General features: G+C 73.7%; 16 protein-coding genes and 2 pseudogenes. 4 read left to right on the top strand and 14 right to left on the bottom strand.

Annotation, left to right across the window (positions count from 1 at the left end):
- On the top strand, nucleotides 1-619 hold a 619-nt coding region (locus RH94_RS44200; protein WP_234425949.1), incomplete at its 5' end, for an aspartate aminotransferase family protein.
- A gap of 22 nt (nucleotides 620-641) precedes the next feature.
- Here RH94_RS44200 and RH94_RS39830 read toward each other — a convergent pair.
- From RH94_RS39830 to RH94_RS40835, 3 genes and pseudogenes are all read right to left on the bottom strand, one after another.
- Nucleotides 642-812 (bottom strand): annotated as a pseudogene (locus RH94_RS39830) (glutathionylspermidine synthase family protein); the annotation flags it as partial.
- Between the two features lie 18 nt (nucleotides 813-830).
- A pseudogene (locus RH94_RS22080) lies at nucleotides 831-1190 on the bottom strand (RNA-guided endonuclease TnpB family protein); the annotation flags it as partial.
- A gap of 44 nt (nucleotides 1191-1234) precedes the next feature.
- Complete coding sequence (locus RH94_RS40835) at nucleotides 1235-1399, bottom strand: hypothetical protein (protein WP_158073080.1); 165 nt, start codon at nucleotides 1397-1399, stop codon at nucleotides 1235-1237.
- A 169-nt stretch (nucleotides 1400-1568) separates the two neighbouring features.
- On the opposite strand from RH94_RS40835, the gene RH94_RS22075 reads away from it, so the two are divergent.
- Nucleotides 1569-2393, top strand: coding sequence for a DMT family transporter (locus RH94_RS22075; protein ID WP_073949234.1), 825 nt, complete (start codon nucleotides 1569-1571; stop codon nucleotides 2391-2393).
- Between the two features lie 24 nt (nucleotides 2394-2417).
- Here RH94_RS22075 and pdxR read toward each other — a convergent pair whose 3' ends face one another.
- Nucleotides 2418-3839 carry a MocR-like pyridoxine biosynthesis transcription factor PdxR gene (pdxR, locus tag RH94_RS22070; RefSeq protein ID WP_073949233.1) on the bottom strand — a complete coding sequence of 474 codons (1422 nt, stop codon included), beginning with the start codon at nucleotides 3837-3839 and terminating at the stop codon, nucleotides 2418-2420.
- 47 nt (nucleotides 3840-3886) lie between these two features.
- Here pdxR and RH94_RS22065 point away from each other — a divergent pair, with 47 nt between their 5' ends.
- Complete coding sequence (locus tag RH94_RS22065) at nucleotides 3887-4384, top strand: carboxymuconolactone decarboxylase family protein (protein WP_073949232.1); 498 nt, start codon at nucleotides 3887-3889, stop codon at nucleotides 4382-4384.
- Nucleotides 4385-4499: 115 nt separating this feature from the next.
- Nucleotides 4500-5222 carry an isocitrate lyase/PEP mutase family protein gene (locus RH94_RS22060; RefSeq protein ID WP_073949231.1) on the top strand — a complete coding sequence of 241 codons (723 nt, stop codon included), beginning with the start codon at nucleotides 4500-4502 and terminating at the stop codon, nucleotides 5220-5222.
- Between the two features lie 6 nt (nucleotides 5223-5228).
- Here the strand turns inward: RH94_RS22060 and RH94_RS22055 are convergent, their stop codons facing one another.
- The 10 genes from RH94_RS22055 to RH94_RS22010 form a co-directional block, all read right to left on the bottom strand.
- Nucleotides 5229-6110 carry an ABC transporter substrate-binding protein gene (locus RH94_RS22055; protein WP_199881030.1) on the bottom strand — a complete coding sequence of 294 codons (882 nt, stop codon included), beginning with the start codon at nucleotides 6108-6110 and terminating at the stop codon, nucleotides 5229-5231.
- A gap of 76 nt (nucleotides 6111-6186) precedes the next feature.
- On the bottom strand, nucleotides 6187-8139 hold the full coding sequence (locus tag RH94_RS22050; RefSeq protein WP_073949229.1) for an ABC transporter permease: 1953 nt from the start codon (nucleotides 8137-8139) through the stop codon (nucleotides 6187-6189).
- A complete protein-coding gene (locus tag RH94_RS22045) occupies nucleotides 8139-9245 on the bottom strand; it encodes a quaternary amine ABC transporter ATP-binding protein (RefSeq protein WP_073949228.1) in 1107 nt (368 codons plus the stop codon). Before RH94_RS22045 ends, RH94_RS22050 begins: the two co-directional genes overlap by 1 nt.
- Nucleotides 9245-10774 carry a GMC family oxidoreductase gene (locus RH94_RS22040; RefSeq protein ID WP_073949227.1) on the bottom strand — a complete coding sequence of 510 codons (1530 nt, stop codon included), beginning with the start codon at nucleotides 10772-10774 and terminating at the stop codon, nucleotides 9245-9247. Before RH94_RS22040 ends, RH94_RS22045 begins: the two co-directional genes overlap by 1 nt.
- Nucleotides 10775-10875: 101 nt before the next feature.
- On the bottom strand, nucleotides 10876-12402 hold the full coding sequence (locus RH94_RS22035; RefSeq protein ID WP_073949226.1) for an aldehyde dehydrogenase family protein: 1527 nt from the start codon (nucleotides 12400-12402) through the stop codon (nucleotides 10876-10878).
- Nucleotides 12403-12583: 181 nt separating this feature from the next.
- The gene (locus tag RH94_RS22030; RefSeq protein WP_234425948.1) at nucleotides 12584-13582 is read right to left on the bottom strand and encodes a hypothetical protein; all 999 of its coding nucleotides are present in this window, start codon (nucleotides 13580-13582) and stop codon (nucleotides 12584-12586) included.
- A 14-nt stretch (nucleotides 13583-13596) separates the two neighbouring features.
- Nucleotides 13597-13950, bottom strand: coding sequence for a hypothetical protein (locus RH94_RS22025; RefSeq protein WP_073949225.1), 354 nt, complete (start codon nucleotides 13948-13950; stop codon nucleotides 13597-13599).
- Nucleotides 13934-15712, bottom strand: coding sequence for a hypothetical protein (locus RH94_RS22020; RefSeq protein ID WP_199881029.1), 1779 nt, complete (start codon nucleotides 15710-15712; stop codon nucleotides 13934-13936). Before RH94_RS22020 ends, RH94_RS22025 begins: the two co-directional genes overlap by 17 nt.
- Nucleotides 15713-15997: 285 nt before the next feature.
- Nucleotides 15998-16987: a malate dehydrogenase gene (locus tag RH94_RS22015; RefSeq protein ID WP_073949223.1), complete on the bottom strand. Its 990-nt coding sequence runs from the start codon at nucleotides 16985-16987 to the stop codon at nucleotides 15998-16000.
- A gap of 372 nt (nucleotides 16988-17359) precedes the next feature.
- The gene (locus tag RH94_RS22010; RefSeq protein WP_073949222.1) at nucleotides 17360-18631 is read right to left on the bottom strand and encodes a helix-turn-helix domain-containing protein; all 1272 of its coding nucleotides are present in this window, start codon (nucleotides 18629-18631) and stop codon (nucleotides 17360-17362) included.
- Between the last annotated feature and the right edge of the window lie 157 nt (nucleotides 18632-18788).

Below are 18788 nucleotides of genomic sequence, written 5' to 3'. Positions count from 1 at the left end.
CGAGGCGGGGGTGCTGGTGCCGCCGGCCGGTTATCTGCCGGCGGTGCGGGAGCTGACCCGGGAGCGGAACGTGCTGTTCGTCGCCGACGAGGTCCAGTCGGGGCTGGGGCGGACGGGCCGTACCTTCGCGTGCGAGCACGAGGGGGTGGTCCCCGACGTGTACGTCCTGGGCAAGGCGCTGGGCGGCGGGATCCTGCCGGTGTCGGCGGTGGTGTCCTCGCGGGAGGTGCTCGGAGTGTTCCGGCCGGGCGAGCACGGGTCGACGTTCGGCGGGAATCCGCTGGCGTGCGCGGTGGCGCTGGAGGTGATCGCGATGCTGCGTACGGGCGAGTTCCAGGCGCGGGCCGCGCGGCTGGGCGAGCGTCTGCACCGCGAGCTGGGGCTGCTGGCCGGGGCGGGCGGCCGGGTGCGGGCGGTGCGCGGGCGGGGGCTGTGGGCGGGGGTGGACGTCGACCCGGCGCTGGGGACCGGCCGGGAGGTCTCGGAGCGGCTGATGGACCGGGGTGTCCTGGTGAAGGACACCCACGGTTCGACGATCCGGATCTCCCCGCCGCTGGTGATCGGCGAGGAGGACCTGGACTGGGGGCTGGACCAGCTGCGGGCGGTGCTGGGCGGGTGAGCGCCGGCGTCCGGTCGCAGCGCTAGAGGATCACGTGGGGCAGGAAGCGGGCGTATCCGTCCGTGACCAGGCCGGTCGCCTCGTCCCCGACGACCCAGGCGCCGAGGACGACGTGGTTGCCGTCGAAGGCGGGGAGCGGGGCGAGGGCCTGTTGACTTGCTCCTCGGGTCGGAGCCCGGGGATTTCGGCCTTCCACTCCGGTGCTGTGCCGCTACGCGGCGCGGGTTCCGGTGCGGATTCCGTGGCTTCCTGCTTCACCGCGTTGTGCCGGAACGGGTTCCGGTCTTACCTGCGCTCCACAGGCTGTCACCGCCAGTCCGGCGGCCTGTCTGATGTTGATGGCGGCGTTGTGGTCCCGGTCGTGGACGGTGCCGCAGGCGGTGCAGGTCCATTCCCGCACCTGCAGGGGTTTGGGCCCGTCGCGGTGGCCGCAGGCGGAGCACACCTGGCTGGTGGGCTCGAACCGTCCGACCTTGACGAGGGTGCGCCCGTACCGGGCGGCCTTGTAGGCGAGCATGGTCACGAACTGGGACCAGCCCGCGTCGTGGATGCTCTTGGCCAGCCGGGTGCGCGGTCGAATCCGGCTCCGCCGGAACGATCCGGCGACGCTCCGCGTCACAACCGCCGGGTTCGCCTCACCGGCGCGAACGCCCGGTAGCTGTCGCGGTCGACACAGCGCTTGTCCGGATCGGAGGAGCAGGCGGCGAGCGCGGCGGCGAGCGGTCCCATGCCGCCGAGTACGACCGTGCCCGAGCGAAGTCGCCGACGTGCGTCCGCCATGTCCGTCTCTCCCCGTCGTCCTTTGCGGTGCCGGCGTCCGTGCTGCCCGCGTCCCTTGTGTCCCGCGTCTGCCGGCCGTTCCGGCCGCCGGCCTGGAGATCGGTGAGAACGTGCGTGCGGGCGGCCCTGCGATCCACCGCTCCCCTAAAGTCGCTTCGTGGCCTTTGGCATGGTGTGCGCGCTGGGCGCGGCGGTGTGTTTCGGTACGGCGACGGTGCTCCAGGCGATCGCCGCCCGCGCCGCGGCCGAGACGGGCGGGGGCGGGGAGGCGGCGCTGCTGCTGCGGGCGGTGCGGCAGTGGCGGTATCTGGCGGGGCTGGCGCTGGACGGCCTCGGGTTCCTGCTCCAGATCGCGGCCCTGCGTTCGCTTCCGATCTACGTGGTCGGCGCGGCCCTCGCCGCGAGCCTCGCGGTGACGGCGGTGGCCGCGTCCCGGCTGCTGCGGGTGCGGCTGAGCGCGGTGGAGTGGTCCGCGGTGGGGGTCGTCTGCGCCGGCCTGGCCATGCTGGGCCTGGCCTCGGGCGCGGAGGGCGGTGAGGACGGCTCCACGGCGCTGAGGTGGGCGGTGCTCGGGGCGGCACTGGCCGTGCTGCTGCTGGGCTCGGTGGGCGGCCGCCTGCCCGAACGCGGCCGGGCGCTGCTGCTCGGCCTGGGCGCGGGCTTCGGCTTCGGCGTGGTGGAGGTGGCGGTGCGTCTGGTCGACTCGCTCACCCCGTCGGCACTGTTCACCAACCCGGCGGCGTACGCCCTCCTGCTGGGCGGCGGTGCCGCCTTCCTGCTGCTGACCTCGGCCCTCCGACGCGGTTCGGTGACCACGGCCACGGCCGGCATGGTCGTCGGCGAGACGATCGGCCCCGCGGCCGTCGGTGTGGTCTGGCTGGGCGACCGCACCCGCGACGGCCTGACCTGGCTCGCGGCCCTGGGCTTCGCGGTGGCGGTGGCGGGGGCCCTGGCGCTGGCGCGGTTCGGGGAGGCGGCGGTGGAGGAGGGATGACGGCCGGCTCACCTCGGGCGGCCGTCACGGCAGTACCCGGCACAGGGCGTCCAGGGCCGCCGCCCACGCGTGGTCCGGCGGGGTGCCGTAGCCGACGACCAGGGCGTCCAGCGGTTCCACCACGGCGTCCTCGTGGCGGTAGCGGGACAGGCCGTGGACGGCGAGGCCCTGCCAGGCGGCGGCCTGGACCACCGGGGGTTCGGTGCCCGGGGGCAGGCGCAGGACGGCGTGCAGGCCGGCCGCGATGCCGGTGGGGCGGACGTCGGGGGCGCGGGCGGCGAGGGCCTCGACCAGGGTGTCGCGGCGGCGGCGGTAGCGCAGGCGGGCGGAGCGCACCTGGCGGTCGTGGGCGCCGGAGGTGAGGAACTCCGCGAGCGTCAGCTGGTCCAGCACCCCGCAGGTGTCGGCGTCGCCCTTGGCGGACGCGGCCTCCGCCACGAGGGACGGGGGCAGGGCCATCCAGGCCAGGCGCAGTCCCGGGGCCAGGGACTTGCTCGCGGTGCCCAGGTGGACCACGTGGTGGGGGTCCAGTCCCTGGAGCGCGCCGACGGGCTGGCGGTCGTAGCGGAACTCGCCGTCGTAGTCGTCCTCCAGGACCAGGCCGCCGGTGCGCCGGGCCCAGTTCACGACGGCCGCCCGCCGGTCGGGGTGCAGGGGGACGCCCAGGGGGAACTGGTGGGCGGGAGTGAGCAGTACCGCCCCCTCGTCCGTCAACTCCTCCGTCACCGTGCCGTGTCGGTCCAGCGGCAGCGGCCGGGTGCGCAGGCCCGCCCGTTCCAGCAGTCTCCAGTGGACGTCCAGGCCGTAGGAGTCCACCGCGACCGTGCGCACTCCGCGCGCCCGCAGCACCGTGCCGAGGATCCTCAGGCCGTGCGAGACGCCCGCGCACACCAGCAGGTGGTCCGGATCGGTGCGTACGCCCCGGACCCGGGCGAGGTGGCCGGCCAGCGCGGTGCGCAGGGCCGGGTTGCCGCGCGGGTCGCCGTAGCCGAGGGCGTGGTGGGGGGCCGTGGCCAGGGCGCGGCGGGCGGCCCTCAGCCACGGGGCGCGGGGGAAGGAGGCGAGGTCCGGGGTGCCGGGGACGAGGTCGTGGACGGGGCGCGGGCGTTCGCGGCGCGGGCGGGCCGGGTCCGCCGGTGGGGCCGCCGCCCTCTCCCCCGGGCCGAACGGCGCGGGAGGCGCCCCGGTCGCGACCCGGGTGCCCGAGCCCTGGCGGGCGGTGAGCCAGCCCTCGGCGACCAGGTCGGTGTAGGCGTCGGCGACCGTGTTGCGGGCGATGCCCAGGTCGGCGGCGAGGGAGCGGGAGGAGGGCAGCCGGGTTCCGGGGGCCAGGCGGCCGGTGCGGACCGCGTCCCGCAGCGCGTCGGTCAGGCCCCGCCGCAGCCCGCCGGAGCCGGCCGGTTCCAGGTGCAGGTCGACGCCCGAAGTGGCCCAGGATTCCGCCATGGAAATGGACCATACCCCTGGGCTGCCCGGCCCCTAGGGTCGAAGGCATGAGCAGTGAGGAAACAGTCGAGTACGCCACCGAGCACTCTCCGCGGCTGCACTGGGCCCAGCACGCGCCCGAGGTCTACAAGGCGATGATCAGGCTGGACGCCGCCGCCCGGCAGGGCCTGGACCCCAAGCTGTACGAGCTGGTGAAGATCCGCGCCTCGCAGATCAACCGCTGCGCCTTCTGCCTTGACATGCACACCAAGGACGCGCTCGCGGCCGGTGAGAGCGTGGAGCGGATCGTGCAGCTCAGCGCGTGGGAGGAGTCGCGGCACTTCTACACCGGGAAAGAGCTGGCGGCGATCGAGCTGACCGAGGCGATCACGGTCCTGACGGACGGCTTCGTGCCGGACGAGGTGTACGACCGGGCCGCCAAGCACTTCGACGAGGCCGAGCTGGCCCGGCTGATCGCCGCGATCACCGTGATCAACGCGTGGAACCGGTTCGGCGTGACCACCCGGATGGTGCCGGGCCACTACCGGCCGGGGCAGCACAGGTGAGCCGTACCCGGCTGCCGGACCGGGAGGAGCGGTGAGCCGGAGGACCCCGTCCAGTTGTTCAACGGCTGGACCGCCTGATGGCCGGCCGCCGGGTCCCGCCGGGAGGTCACCAGCCGTGAACAAGGCCGAGCTGTTCCGCGCGCTGCACCTGGGGCGCGCCCCCGGCGATCCGCTCGTCCTGCCCGGCCCCTGGGACGCGGCCAGTGCCCGGGTGTTCGCCGAGGCCGGGTTCCCGGCGCTCGCCACGCCCAGCGCGGGGGTCGCCGCCTGCCTCGGGTACGAGGACGGGGCGACCCCGGCCGAGGAGATGTTCGCGGCCGTGGCGCGGATCGTGCGGGCGGTGGACGTACCGGTGTCGGCGGATGTCGAGGGCGGCTTCGGGCTGGCGCCCGGGGAGCTGGTGGAACGGCTGCTCCAGGCGGGCGTCGTGGGCTGCAACCTCGAGGACTCGGACGGGGGTGTCCTCAAGGACCCCCGCGAGCACGCCGGGTTCCTCGCCGAGGTGCGCGCGGCGGCGGGCGGGGCGCTGTTCGTCAACGCCCGCGTCGACACCTTCCTGCACGGGGACGGCGACCCGGAACGGGCCGTCGAGCGGGCCGCGTCGTACGTGGCGGCGGGCGCCGACTGCGTGTATCCGATCCGCGCCCCGGTGGACGTGCTGCCGCTGCTGCGGGCCGGGATCCAGGGCCCGCTCAACATGCTGGCCGGGCCGGCCGGCGAGGGCCCCTCGCCCGCCGCGCTCGGCGAACTCGGGGCCACCCGTGTCACGTTCGGGCCGGGACTCCAGCGGCGCGCCGCCCGGGCGCTGCGGGAGATCGCCGACACCCTTGTGCCGTGAGGACGTTCAGGACAGCCACGCCCTCCACGTGGACTCGTGGCCGTCCACCCACTTCTTCGCCGCCTCGGCCGGGGTGAGCTTCTGGTCGGCGATCATCAGGGAGACCTCGTTCTGGTCCTCGGTCGTCCACCTGAACTTCTTCAGGAAGTCGGCCGCCTCGCCGCCGGACTCGGCGAAGTCCGCGTTGAGGTACTTCTGCAGCGGCGTGTGCGGGTAGGCGCAGGCGACCTTGGCCGCGTCCGCGTCGCAGCCCTCCTTGTACGGCGGCAGTTCCACCTCCGTCATGGGGACCTTCGCGGACAGCCACTGCGGTGTGTACCAGTACGTCAGGAAGGGCTTCTTCTCCTTGGCGAACTGCTTGATCTGGGTGATCTGCGCCGCCTCGGAACCGGCGAAGACGACCTGGTAGTTCAGGTTCAGGTTCTTCACCAGCGCCTTGTCGTGGGTGAGGTAGGCCGGTGAGCCGTCCATCAGCTGGCCCTTGCCGCCGCTCTCCGCGGTGCGGAACCGGTCGGCGTACTTGTTGAGGTTCTTCCAGTCCTTGATGTCGGGGTGCTGCTCGGCGAAGTACGTCGGCACGAACCAGCCGATGTGCCCGGTGACCCCGAGGCCGCCGCCGCGCGCGATCGTCTTCTTGTCCTCGACGTACAGCTGTTCCTGCTCGGGGTGGCCCCAGTCCTCCAGGATCGCGTCGACCCGGCCCTGGCTGAGCGCGTCCCAGGCGGGCACCTCGTCGATCTGGACGAGGTCGACGCGGTAGCCGAGTTCGTGCTCCAGCAGGTACTGCGCGACGGCCACGTTGGCCAGGGAGCCCACCCAGGACTGCACGGACAGAGTCACGGTCCTGGCGCCCCGCGCGTTGGCGAACGGCGAGGCCTGCTTGGTCATGTCGGCGGCGCCGCAGCCGGTGGTCAGCGCCAGGACGGCCACGGCGGCCGTCAGAGTCGTACGACGACGCACTGTGTCACGCTCCCTTCTTCGCGCGCCGCCGGGTCGGCTGCGTCACCCGGTCGAGCATCAGGCCGAGGCAGACGATCGCGGCGCCGGCGACCAGGCCGGTCGCCAGGTCGCCCTGGGCCAGGCCGAAGACGACGTCGTAGCCGAGTGCGCCACCGCCGACCAGACCGCCGATGATGACGACGGCGAGGACGAGCACCACGCCCTGGTTGACGGCGAGCAGCAGCGCCGGACGGGCGAGCGGCAACTGCACCTGACGCAGTTGCTGTCCGCTGGTCGCGCCGAGCGAACGGGCCGACTCCAGGGCCGCCGGATCCACCTGGCGCAGGCCCTGCGCGGTGATCCGTACGACCGCCGGGAGGGCGTAGACGACGGCCGCGGCGACGGCCGGGGCGCGGCCCACGCCGAACAGCGCGACGACCGGGATCAGGTACACGAACTGCGGCATCGTCTGGAACACGTCCAGCACCGGGCGCAGCAGCCGCTCGACGCGGTCGCTGCGGGCGGCGGCGATGCCGATCGCGAAGCCGAGGACGAGGGTCACGGCGACGGCCGCCAGCACCTGGGACAGGGTGTCCAGGGACGGCTTCCACACGCCGAGCACACCGATCGCGGCCATGGCCAGTACGGCGGTCAGCGCGGTGCGCCAGGTGCCGATCAGCCAGGCCAGGGCGGCCACGATCAGCAGGACCGACCACCAGGGCAGCCACTGCAGGCCGGAGCGGACCGGGTCGAGGACCCAGGTGGTGAAGCGGCCCGCCCAGTCGGCGGTGCCGCCGACGTACGGGACGCCGGAGTACAGGTGGGCGGTCATCCAGTCGACGGCGCGGTTGACCGGCCCGGCGATGCCGACGGTCCAGCCCGTGGGCCAGTCCAGGCGGCCCGCGAGGCGGGCGGCCAGGGCCACGACCACGGTCGCCGCGGCGGCTGCGGCGGCGTGGAGCCAAGGGCGGGGACCGTGCTGGTCCTGTCCCAAACGCTCTCCGGCCGCGCCCGTGACGCGGTCCAGTACGACGGCCAGCAGCACGATCGGGATGCCGGCCGCGAGCGCGGCGCCCACGTCGACCGAGGCGAGCGCCTGGTAGACGCGGTCGCCGAGGCCGCCGGCGCCGATCACGGAGGCGATGACCGCCATGGACAGCGCCATCATGATCGTCTGATTGACGCCGAGGAGGAGCTCCTTGCGGGCCAGCGGGACACGGGCGGTGAGCAGGCGCTGGCGTGCGGTGGCGCCGAGCGAGTCGACCGCCTCCAGCACCTCCTTGTCCGCGCCGCGCAGGCCGAGCGCGGTCAGACGGGCCATCGGCGGGGCGGCGTAGATCACCGTGGCGAGGACCGCGGCGGGTACGCCGATGCCGAAGACCAGCACGACGGGGAGCAGGTACGCGAACGCCGGCAGCACCTGCATGGTGTCCAGGACCGGGCGCAGGGCGCGGTCCATGCGGTCGGACAGACCGGCGGCGAGACCGAGCAGCGCGCCCACGGCGACGGAGGCGAGGACCGCGACCACCATCAGGGCGAGGGTCTGCATGGTCGGCACCCACATGCCGAGCAGGCCGCAGACGAGGAGCGCCGCCGCGGTGCCGAGGGCGAGGCGGGCGCCGGCCACGCGCCAGGCGACGGCCGCGCCGAGGGCCGTGACGCCTGCCCAGCCTGCGGCCAGGAGGAACAGGTACACGACGCGTACGGAGACGACGACCGCGTTGCTGACGTGGCCGAAGAAGTAGAGGAACAGCGGGTGGCTGTCCCGGTTGTCGATGATCCAGTCGCTGGCGCCGCCGAGGGGTCCGGACAGGTCCACGGTCAGGGCCTGCGGCCAGGTCCCGCCGGCCCAGTGGGTGTGGGCCAGCGGGACGAGGACGGCGGCGAGGGCCGCGAGGGTGACGAGCTTGCGGGTGGCACGGTGTCTCAGTACGCCCGGGAGGGCGGTGCGGGGGGTGGGTGCGGTGAGCGTCGCCATCACACGGCCCCCGCGTCGGGGTCGGCGTCACCCGGGGCCGCTACGCCCGCCACCACGCCGAGCAGGGCGTCCGAGTCGACCACGCCCACGCAGCGGCCCTCGTCGACCACCCGGGCCGGGGCTCCGGCTCGGGCCACTGCCTCGATGGCCTCGGCGACCGTGGCCTCCGGGGGGACCGCCGGGCCGTTGCCCGCGTCCTCCGCCGACGCGGGGCGCATGGCCCTGCGGACCGTCATGACCTGTTCGCGCGGGACGTCGCGGACGAAGTCGCGGACGTAGTCGTCGGCCGGGGAGCCCACGATCTCCTCGGGGGTGCCCAGCTGGACGATGCGGCCGTCGCGCATCAGGGCGATGCGGTCGCCGAGCCGGAGGGCCTCCTGCAGATCGTGGGTGATGAAGACCATCGTGCGGCCCTCCTCCTCGTGCAGGCGGATCACCTCCTCCTGCATGTCCCGCCGGATGAGGGGGTCGAGCGCGCTGAACGGCTCGTCGAACAGCAGGACTTCGGGGTCCACGGCCAGCGCGCGGGCCAGGCCGACGCGCTGGCGCTGGCCGCCGGACAGCTGGCCGGGGCGGCGCTGCTCCATGCCCTCCAGGCCGACCTTGGCGACCACCTCGGCGGCCCGCTCGCGGCGTTCGGCCTTGCCGATGCCCTGGATCTGCAGGCCGTAGGCGACGTTGTCGAGGACCGTGCGGTGCGGCAGCAGGCCGAAGTGCTGGAAGACCATCGCGGCGCGGTGCCGGCGCAGTTCGCGCAGCCGGGCCTTGTCCATGGCGCGGACGTCCTCGCCGTCGATGGCGATGGTGCCCGCGGTGGGCTCGATCAGCCGGGTCAGGCAGCGCACCAGCGTGGACTTGCCGGAGCCGGACAGGCCCATGACGACGAAGACCTCGCCCTTGCGCACGTCGAAGGAGACGTCGCGGACGGCGGCCGTGCAGCCGGCGCGCTCACGCAGCTCGGCCGGGCTCAGGGCGCTGAGCTCCGGGTCCTCGGGGACGCGGGCGGCCTTGGGGCCGAAGACCTTCCACAGGCCGTCCACCGCGAAGACGGGGGCCTCGGTGGAGTCGTCGTTGGGCGGTTTGCGGGTGGGGGCTGCGAGAGCCATCAGCTCTCACCTCCGATCAGATCGGCGGCCTTCTCTCCGACCATGAGCACTCCGATCATCGGGTTCACGGCGGTCATGGTCGGGAAGACGGAAGCGTCCGCGATACGGATGCCCTCCAGGCCCCGGATGCGCAACTCGTGGTCGACCACGGCGAGTTCGTCGTCGGCGGCGCCCATGCGGCAGGTGCCCGCCGGGTGGTAGACGGTGTGCGCGACCTTGCGGGCGTACTCGCTCAGCTCCTCGTCGCCGGTGACGTCCGGGCCGGGGCACACCTCGCGCTTGAGCCAGCCGGCCAGCGGCTCGGTCCTCGCGATCTCGCGGGCGATGCGGATGCCGTCGACGAGGGTGCGGCCGTCGTAGTCGTCCTCGTCGGTGAAGTAGCGGAAGTCCAGGGCCGGCTTGACCGACGGGTCGGCGCTGGTGAGGTACAGCCGCCCCCTGCTCTTCGGCTTGGGGATGTTCGGGGTCATCGACACGCCGTACGGGGGCCGTTCGTAGCCCAGGCGCTCGGGGTTGTCCGTGAACGGGATCTGGTAGAAGTGGAACATCAGGTCCGGGCCCGCGTGTCCGGGGTCGCGGCGCACGAACAGGCCGGCGTCGGAGTCCATCGCGGAGTTGTCCGGGATGGGGCCGTCGGTCTCCCACACGATCACCGACTCGGGGTGGTCGAGCAGGTTCTCGCCGACGCCCGGCAGGTCGTGCGCGACGGGTATGCCGAGCTTCTCCAGGTCCGCCCGCGGGCCGATGCCGGAGTGCAGCAGCAGGCGGGGCGAGTCGACGGCGCCCGCGCACAGCAGGACCTCGCGGCGGGCGCGGACGAGGATCTCCTCGCCGTCCTTGGTGCGTACGTGGACGCCCTCGGCACGGGTGCCGTCCAGCTCGAGCCTGTACGCCCAGGTCTCCAGCAGGAGCGTCAGGTTGGCGCGCTCGTCCATCACCGGGTGCAGGTACGCCACGGAGGCGCTGGAGCGCTTGTTGTCCTCCGGGTGGTAGGCGAGGTCGAAGAAGCCGACGCCCTCGTGGAACGGCTTCTGGTTGAAGCCCTCCACGCGCGGCACGCCGAGCGCCGCCTGGGCGGCGTCGACGAAGTCGCGGGCGATGGCGTTGCGGTCCTTCTCGTCGACGGCGACGATGTTGTTCTTCAGACGGGCGAAGTACGCCTCCATCGCGATCGCGCCCCAGCCCCTGGCGCCGGCCGCCTCCCACTCGTCCCAGTCGGACGGCAGCGGCTTGAAGGCGATGAGCGTGTTGTGGGAGGAGCAGCCGCCGAGCACCCGGGCGCGGCTGTGCCGGATGTGGGAGTTGCCGCGGGGCTGCTCGGTGGTCGGGTAGTCGTAGTCCAGTTCGCCGCCGAGCAGGCCCATCCAGCGGCGCAGGGTCAGCACGTCCTCGCGGCCGACGTCGCTGGGCCCGCCCTCGATCACGGCGACGGTGACGTCCGGGTTCTCGGTGAGGCGGGAGGCGATCACGGAGCCGGCCGTGCCGCCGCCGATCACGACGTAGTCGAACTCGTGGGTGTTGTCGTGCATGGGGGAGGTACTCCTGTGGTGACGAGGAGGTCGGGAGAACTTCTGGGAGAGGACAGGGGGAAGGCGGGGGAAGGGCCGGTGCCGGGAACGGCGGGTGCGGCTCAGCCCGCGAACCAGCGCACCGGGGCGGGGGCGAGGTTCTGGTAGACGTGCTTGGTCTCGCGGTACTCGGCGAGCCCGGCGGGGCCGAGTTCGCGGCCGACGCCGCTCCTGCCGAAGCCGCCCCACTCCGCCTGCGGCAGGTAGGGGTGGAAGTCGTTGATCCACACGGTGCCGTGGCGCAGCCGGCCGGCCACGCGCCGGGCGCGGCCCGCGTCGGCGGTCCACACGGCGCCCGCGAGGCCGTATTCGGTGTCGTTGGCGAGTGCGACGGCCTCGTCCTCGGTGCGGAAGGTCTCGACGGTGAGGACGGGTCCGAAGACCTCCTCCCGGACGACCCTCATCTCCCGGTGGCAGCGGTCCAGGACGGTCGGTTCGTAGAAGTAGCCGGTGGCGGGCCGCTGCGGCGACGGGTCGGGGCGCCGGCCGCCGCAGCGCAGCACCGCGCCCTCGGCGAGCGCGGACGCGACGTACGCCTCGACCTTGGCGCGCTGCTGCTCGGAGACGAGCGGGCCGCACTCGACGCCGGCCTCGGTGCCGCGGCCCAGCCGGATGCGCTCGGCGCGGCGGGCGAGTTCGGCGACGAAGCGGTCGCGGACGGACTCCTCGACGATGAGCCGGGCGCCGGCGGAGCAGACCTGGCCGCTGTGGATGAAGGCCGCGTTGAGGGCCTGGTCGACGGCGGTGTCGAAGCCCTCGTCGGTGGCGCAGGCGTCGGCGAAGACGACGTTGGGGTTCTTGCCGCCGAGTTCGAGGGCGACCTTCTTGACGCCGCCGGCGGCGGCCCGGGCCACCTTCGTGCCGCTGGCCAGGCCGCCGGTGAAGGAGACGAGGTCGACGTCGGGGTGTTCGGCGAGCCGGGCGCCGACCGTGTGGCCGGGGCCGGTGACGATGTTGGCGACGCCCGCGGGCAGGCCCGCCTCGACGAGGAGTCCGATCAGGGCGACCGTGGTGAGCGGGGTGATCTCGCTGGGCTTGATCACGAAGGTGTTGCCCGCGGCGAGCGCCGGGGCGATCTTCCAACTGGCCTGCAGCAGCGGATAGTTCCAGGGGGTGATCATCGCGCAGACGCCGACCGGCTCGTGCACGACGACGCTGTGGACGTCGGGCGAGCCCGCGTCCACGACCCGGCCGGGGGCCTCCGCGGCGACCAGGTCGGCGAAGTAACGGAAGGCGTCGGCGACGCAGTCGATGTCGACGCGGCCCTCCTCCAGGGTCTTCCCGGCGTCCCGGCTCTCCAGCAGGCCGAGTTCCTCCCGGTCGCGCGCCAGGAGGCCGGCGACCCGGCGCAGCAGGGCCGCGCGCTCCGCGACCGGTGTGCGCGGCCAGGCGCCCTGCCCGCCGTCGAAGGCGCGTCGGGCGGACTCCACCGCCAGGTCCGCGTCCTTCTCGCCGCCCTCCGCGACCACGGCGAACGGCGTCGCGTCCGCGGGGTCGAGGATCTCGCGCGTGGCACCGCCGACCGCCTCGCGCCACTCCCCGCCCGCGTGGATGGTGCCGCGCGCTTCGTGTTCCGTACTGTCCACCATGATCGGTGCTGCCTTCCGTTCCCGCTCAACGCCCCTGGGTCACACGGGTGTGACCCGCCGGGGAAGCTGGGCGCCTGCCCCCTTCCGTGCCGCCCATGCCCGAACCGCGGCCGAAAGTGTCCAGCGTCACGGAACTTGGGGGCATCGCCGGACAAAAGGAGTGGGATCCGGGGCGGTCGGATCAGCTCGGGCAGGTGGTGGAGGGCGGGCAGAACCACTCCAGCGCCGTGGTGAGGGCCTCGCGCTCGTCGTCGCGGCCGTCGGATTCGGGGCCGTAGGAGGCGATCGCGTACAGCTTGCCGTCGGCGGCCCGGAAGCGTTCGTCCACGACGTGCCAGGTGCCGATGTCCGGTTCGCCCCTGAGGGAGTCGGCGAGGTACTCGATCCGGGAGCCGGTGAAGTCGCCGCTGTCCAGGTTCGTCCGGGACAGCATCCGAAAGCCCGGCGGTTTGGGAACGGCATCGGACAGATACTCGTCGAACGACTCGTCCGGGGACGCCTCCCGCACCTCGTAGACCTGGAGCCGGTGGTGGCCGGTGGGGTCGCGGTAGTTGACGATGTCCATCCCGTACTGGGAGCGCACGGCGGACCGCTGCCACTGCCAGCCGTCGGGCACGGCGATGCGGAAGCCCTGCGGGTCGTCGTACGCGGCGTGGCCGGCCGGCGGCTCGGCGGCCGACGGGGACGGAGTGCCGGTGCCCGGCTCCTGCGAGGTGTACGTCGTCGCGGACGGCTCGGCCGCGGCCGGGGGCGTACCGCTCGCCGCGACGGAGTCCTGGTGGTCGTCGCGCCCCGTGCCGCCGGGGCCGAGGGTCATCACCAGGGCCACGGCGACGCCGGCCGCGGCGGACGCGGCCAGCACCGTCCACAGGGTACGGCGGCTGTGCCCGGTGGGGGCGGAGGGCGCGGACGGCGCGGACGGCGGGGACGGCGGGGCCGTGGGGGGACGGACGCCGTACGGGGCCGGGACCCGGACCGTGGGTGACCAGGCGCCGTCGCCGGACGGCGGCCGCGGTACGGCCGGGCCGGCCGGCGGGTCCGGGTCGTGGACGCCGCCGGGTGGCGCCGGTGCCTGGCCCGGCCGGGGCGGCGGGGGCGGGGTCACGGGTGCCCTGCTCGCCGTACCGTCCTCCCAGCGCTGGGTCTCCTCGTTCCAGAACCCTCCGCCCCCGTCGCCCACGGCGCTCCCCCCTCTCACATCCCCAGCAGTCCGGCCACGGTTCCGGCCGACGTGAACAGGGACAGCACGGCCTGCGCGTCGGCGAGCAGTTCCCGCAGCCGCTGCCGTCTGCCCTCGCCGGTGGTCCCGGTCCGGTTGATCTCGTCCTCTGCGCCGGCCAGTTCCTCGTCCAGCGCCCGGGTCCGCCCGTCGGCGCGGACGCGGGCGAGGTCGGCGCGCAGTTCGCGCACCGCCGCCAGCAGTTCCTCGGCGGCCGGGTCACGGCCGGCCTCGTGGTGGTGGCTCTCCGCGCGCGCGTGGCTGCCGATGGCAAAGGTGCTGCGCGAGACGTCGCCCATGGTGACGCCCGGCTCATCCGCCGTGGTCATCGCTGCCGGCTCCCTTCTGCGGTCCCGGACCGCCGGTGGTCGGGAAGGTGGTGTGCGCGTCGTCGGCCGTCGTGGAGGCCGCGCGGGCGTGCGTGCCGATCGCGAACGTGCTGCTCGCGACGGAGTCGATGTGCACACCACCACTGCTGATGTTGACGACTTTCTGCACGAACTCGCCCGTCTGGTAGCCGTGTTCACTCAAGGCCGTGCGGACGCCGTGCGCGATGCGGTCCTGGACGCTGCGCAGGTAGCGGTCGACGTCCATCTGCTGGAACAGCGAGCGGGAGCGGGCCGCGCCCAGCTCCCGTACGGACAGCGCCGGGCCGTCGGGCAGGGCGTTGCCGTAGCCGCCGGTGAGCAGCTGCCAGCCGTGGCCGATGGCCTGGCACAGGGTGAGGAAGGAGCGGACCGCCGAGGCGGGCACCTGTCCCGCGGCCCAGGTCGCCCTGCCGAACACGCTGTTGCTGCGGAACTGGTGGGCCATGCGGTCGGCGTCCTTGAAGTCCTCGCGGACCGGCATCAGCACGTGCGGGGCGATCTCCAGCATGAGCATGCGCCCCTGGGTGTGGACGCGCACGTAGACGGTGACGACCAGCTCCTCCTCCCAGCCGCCCACCCGCACCCGCAGGAAGTGCCGCCGTTTCTCGGCGCCCTCCTCCACGGCGCGGTCCCGGTGCCCTTCGAAGGCCTCCTGGCTGTAGGGGGCGTCCTCACGGCGGGTCAGGCCCTCGACGGGCAGGAACACGCACTCGTCCAGCTCCAGCCAGCGCAGCCGGTCGCGCACCGCGTGCCCCGCGTACTGAGGGGGCAGCCGCAGGCCCTTCAGGAGCGAGCGGACGGTTTCCAGGACCGCGCGGTTGCTCAGCGGGCGCGGCTCCTTCCCGTCGGCGGGACGCATCTCGACGGCGAGCACCCAGGTGTCGTAGGCCTGGCCCGCGCCGCAGAACGGACGCGACTCGCGGTACATGATCAGCGGGAAGCGCTGTTCCAGCCAGATGCGTTCCCTCAGCCGCTGGAAGCGCGGGCTCTCCGCCCGCTCCGCCGGGTCCGAGGCGGCGTCCGGGAAGCGCTTCGGCGCCAGTTCGCCGCCCAGGGCACGGGCGAACAGGCTGCGCTGGACACCCGCGCACAGGGCGAGGGCCAGGAACAGGACGAGCGCGAGCCAGGCCTGCAGGGCGCTGACCGTGTCGCGGCCTCCGGCCAGGCCGGCCAGGCCGGGCAGCAGCCCCAGCAGGAAGCCTCTCAGTCCGCCGACGTAACCGTAGCGGGCGGCCTCGGCGTCCTCTCTGCTGGAGAACGCGGTGACCACTGTGGCGGCCAGGAGGACCGCGAACACCAGGCGGCCCAGCCAGCGCATGGCGAGCGCCATCGCCCTGCGCCCCGCCGGCGCCCGCGAGTCGTCGCCGCGGACGGCCACGCCCATCGCCAGCAGCAGGCCGGGCAGCAGGTAGACGGTCATCGCCCCGCCGGTCAGCGGCCATCCCACGATCCACAGCCCCACGATCAGCGCGGCCCAGCCCACCTCCAGACGGCGGGCGCGCAGGGCGTGGGCCAGGACGCGCGCCGCGTCGAACCCGAGGGAGGGGGCCACGATCCGCTCTTCGTGGAGGTACAGCTCCTCGATGACGCGGTCCCGGTAGGCGGGGTCCAGATAGGTCCCCGCGCACAGCAGCCGGGTGGCCTCGCTCGCGTGCGGCGGCATGGGCGGGGGCACGTCCGGGGGCGTCGGCTGCGGTTGCTGCGGCACGGCTGCTGTGCTCACGCTGCTCCCCCGAGGTGTGAACGGTTCTCGCTGCCACGGAACTGATGCACCATCAGCATAGGGGCGTGAAAAGCCCTGAGGGAAGCGGTTTGTCAAGCGGGCTTCGCGGTGATAAGGGCCACACGGTGACGGCTCCTTCGGCGCCGGTGCCCCGGTGCCGACCGGTTTTGGACGCGGATCCGGTCGCGGATTCGGTCGCGGATTCCGTTCCGGCCGGAACGGAAACCAGCACGCAGGCCCCGTTCCGGCGGAACCGGAACGGGGCCTGCGGACGGGTTCGGTGGCTCAGATGAGGCCGAGGCCGCGGACCGCCTCGCGCTCCTCCTCCAGCTCCTTGACGGAGGCGTCGATGCGGGCGCGGGAGAAGTCGTTGATCTCCAGGCCCTGGACGATCTCGTACTTGCCGTCCTGGCAGGTGACCGGGAAGGAGGAGATCAGGCCCTCCGGGACGCCGTAGGAGCCGTCGGACGGGATGGCCATGGAGGTCCAGTCGCCCTCGGCGGTGCCGTTGACCCAGGTGTGGACGTGGTCGATGGCGGCGTTGGCGGCGGAGGCGGCCGAGGAGGCGCCGCGGGCCTCGATGATGGCGGCACCGCGCTTGGCGACGGTCGGGATGAAGTCCTCGGCCAGCCACTTCTCGTCGTTCACGACCTCGGCGGCGTTCTTGCCGGCGACCGTGGCGTGGAAGATGTCCGGGTACTGGGTGGCGGAGTGGTTGCCCCAGATGGTCAGGCGCTTGATGTCGGAGACCGCCGAGCCCGTCTTCTTCGCGAGCTGGGTCAGCGCGCGGTTGTGGTCCAGGCGGGTCATGGCGGTGAAGCGCTCGGCCGGTACGTCCGGCGCGGCGGCCTGGGCGATCAGCGCGTTGGTGTTCGCCGGGTTGCCGACGACCAGGATCCTGACGTCGTCGGCGGCGTGGTCGTTGATGGCCTTGCCCTGCGGCTTGAAGATGCCGCCGTTGGCCTCGAGCAGGTCACCGCGCTCCATGCCCTTGGTGCGCGGGCGGGCGCCGACGAGGAGGGCGACGTTGGTGCCGTCGAAGGCGACGTTCGGGTCGTCGCTGATGTCGATGCCCCGCAGGAGCGGGAACGCGCAGTCGTCCAGCTCCATGGCCGTGCCCTCGGCGGCCTTCAGCGCCGGCGTGATCTCCAGGAGCCGCAGCTTGACCGGCACGTCCGCGCCGAGCAGCTGGCCGGAGGCGATGCGGAAGAGCAGGGCGTAACCGATCTGGCCGGCCGCGCCGGTGACGGTGACGTTCACGGGAGTGCGGGTCATGGCGTTCTCCGTATGACAGCTGGCGGTGGGGCGTTGCCGCCCCGGGTGCGGGATCCCACCGCCGGCTCGTGACCGGCACCGCCGTGATGATCGATCACCGGTACGGATGATCGATCTCTTGGCGTCAAGAGAGATCCGTTCGTCAGGCTATCGCCTCTCCGGCATCCCGGGCGTCCGGACCTCTGTGGCCCGGCCCACAGGGCGACCGCGTGGCGCACGGAAGGCGGCCGCCCGTCCGGGAGAGGTGGGACGGGGGCGGCCGCCGTGTGGGGGTGCCGGACTCCCGTGGGGGTGAGGTTCGCGTGCCCCGGTCGGCGGATCCCATGCCTGCCCGGCGTCACTTCTTTCACGGCCGCCCGGCACACCGCCCGGTCACTTCGTGCACCCCTGCTGTCCCGAGGCCAGCGTCGCGCACGCCGTCACCTGTGCCGCGTCCCTCACCGCGACCATCGGCGTGTACGCGATCGACTCGCCGTCCTTGGTGATGCCGCCGGTCGCCTTGTGCGAGCCGACCGTGACCTCGACCTCGTCGCCCGGCACGGCCCGGGTGATACGGGCCCAGGCGGCGCCGCAGGTCTTGCTGTAGCGGATCTCCAGGAAGGTGCCGCCGACGGTGACGCTCCGGGCGGTGGTCACCAGCTCGCCGCTGCACCCCATGCGCTCGGCGTCCTTGCCGGTGCAGCCGTCCCCGCTGCACTTGACCCCGGGCGGCAGGTTGAGCGGGGCGGTGGCGGAGGGGGACGGCGACTTGCCCGCGCCGTCCTTCCCGCCGCCGTTCCCATCGGTGAAGTAGAGGACGGCGCCGATCACGACCAGCGCCCCGACCAGGCCCGCGAGGAACATCGTCAGCTGCTGCCTGCGCCCGCCGCCGGGGGCGGGGGCGGGCGCAGGCGCGGGCGCGGGAGCCTGCGGGGAGCCGCCGTACGGACCCGAGGGGCCCGGCGGGTACGGGCCCGGCGTGCCCGGCGCGGGCCCGGTGGCATCGGCCTGGGAAGGTACGGAGGGCGCGGTGGCCCCGGCCCCGGAAGCGCGCCCGCCCGTCCGGGACGGCCCCCGGTAACCGGCCACGTTCCAGGAGTTGCCGCCCGTCGAGCTCTGTGCGCCGCTACCGGAGTCGGTGTGCGCGCCGGAGTCGGAGCCGGAGGCCGGCTCGTCCTCCCGGGCGTCGGCGTCGGACGCCGTCGGCTGCGCCGGCACCCTCGGGGGCCCGTCGGCCGGGCCCGCGGTCCCGGGACCCGCCGCGGCGCCGCCGCTCTCGCGGGGCGGCTTGCTCCCGTTGGCCTCGGCGCGGGGGGCGTCACCGCCGAAATCGCCGAGCGCGGCACGCGCCTGGGATATCCGGACGGCCTCCATGGTGCGGTCGTGGCGCATCTCCGCGCGGCTCCACGCGCGCTCGGCGAGCTCCCACATGGTGGTGAGGTGGACCGGGTTGGTGCCGGTGACCTCGGCGAGGGCCACGACCGCGCCCTTGGGTGCCAGGAGCCGGCCGTTGAGGTAACGCTCCCAGGAGGTCTTGCTGTAGCCCGTGCGGTCGGCGAGCGCGGCGACGCTCAGGCCGCCGCGGTCCACGAGCCGCCGCAGTTGGCTCGCGAACTCCTTCACCTGCGGATCGAGTTCATCGGGCAAGGCCTTCCAACGAGGCATCGCGTCCCCTTCCCCCCGGTACGTGCCGGCTGTTCCCGCGCGTGATCCCCTGTGCCAAGTCCTCGTTCTGGCTACCCACAGGGGTGCGCCCCGCCAGGATCTCAGGTCGCGCGGCGGGGGCGCACAGGAGCATTCGGGCCTCGTACGGACCCTGTGG

This window comes from Streptomyces kebangsaanensis, assembly GCF_001906585.1.
Classification (GTDB): Bacteria; Actinomycetota; Actinomycetes; order Streptomycetales; family Streptomycetaceae; genus Streptomyces; species Streptomyces kebangsaanensis.
Note: the sequence above shows the minus strand (reverse complement) of the source record. Positions and strands in the feature narration are given on the sequence as shown.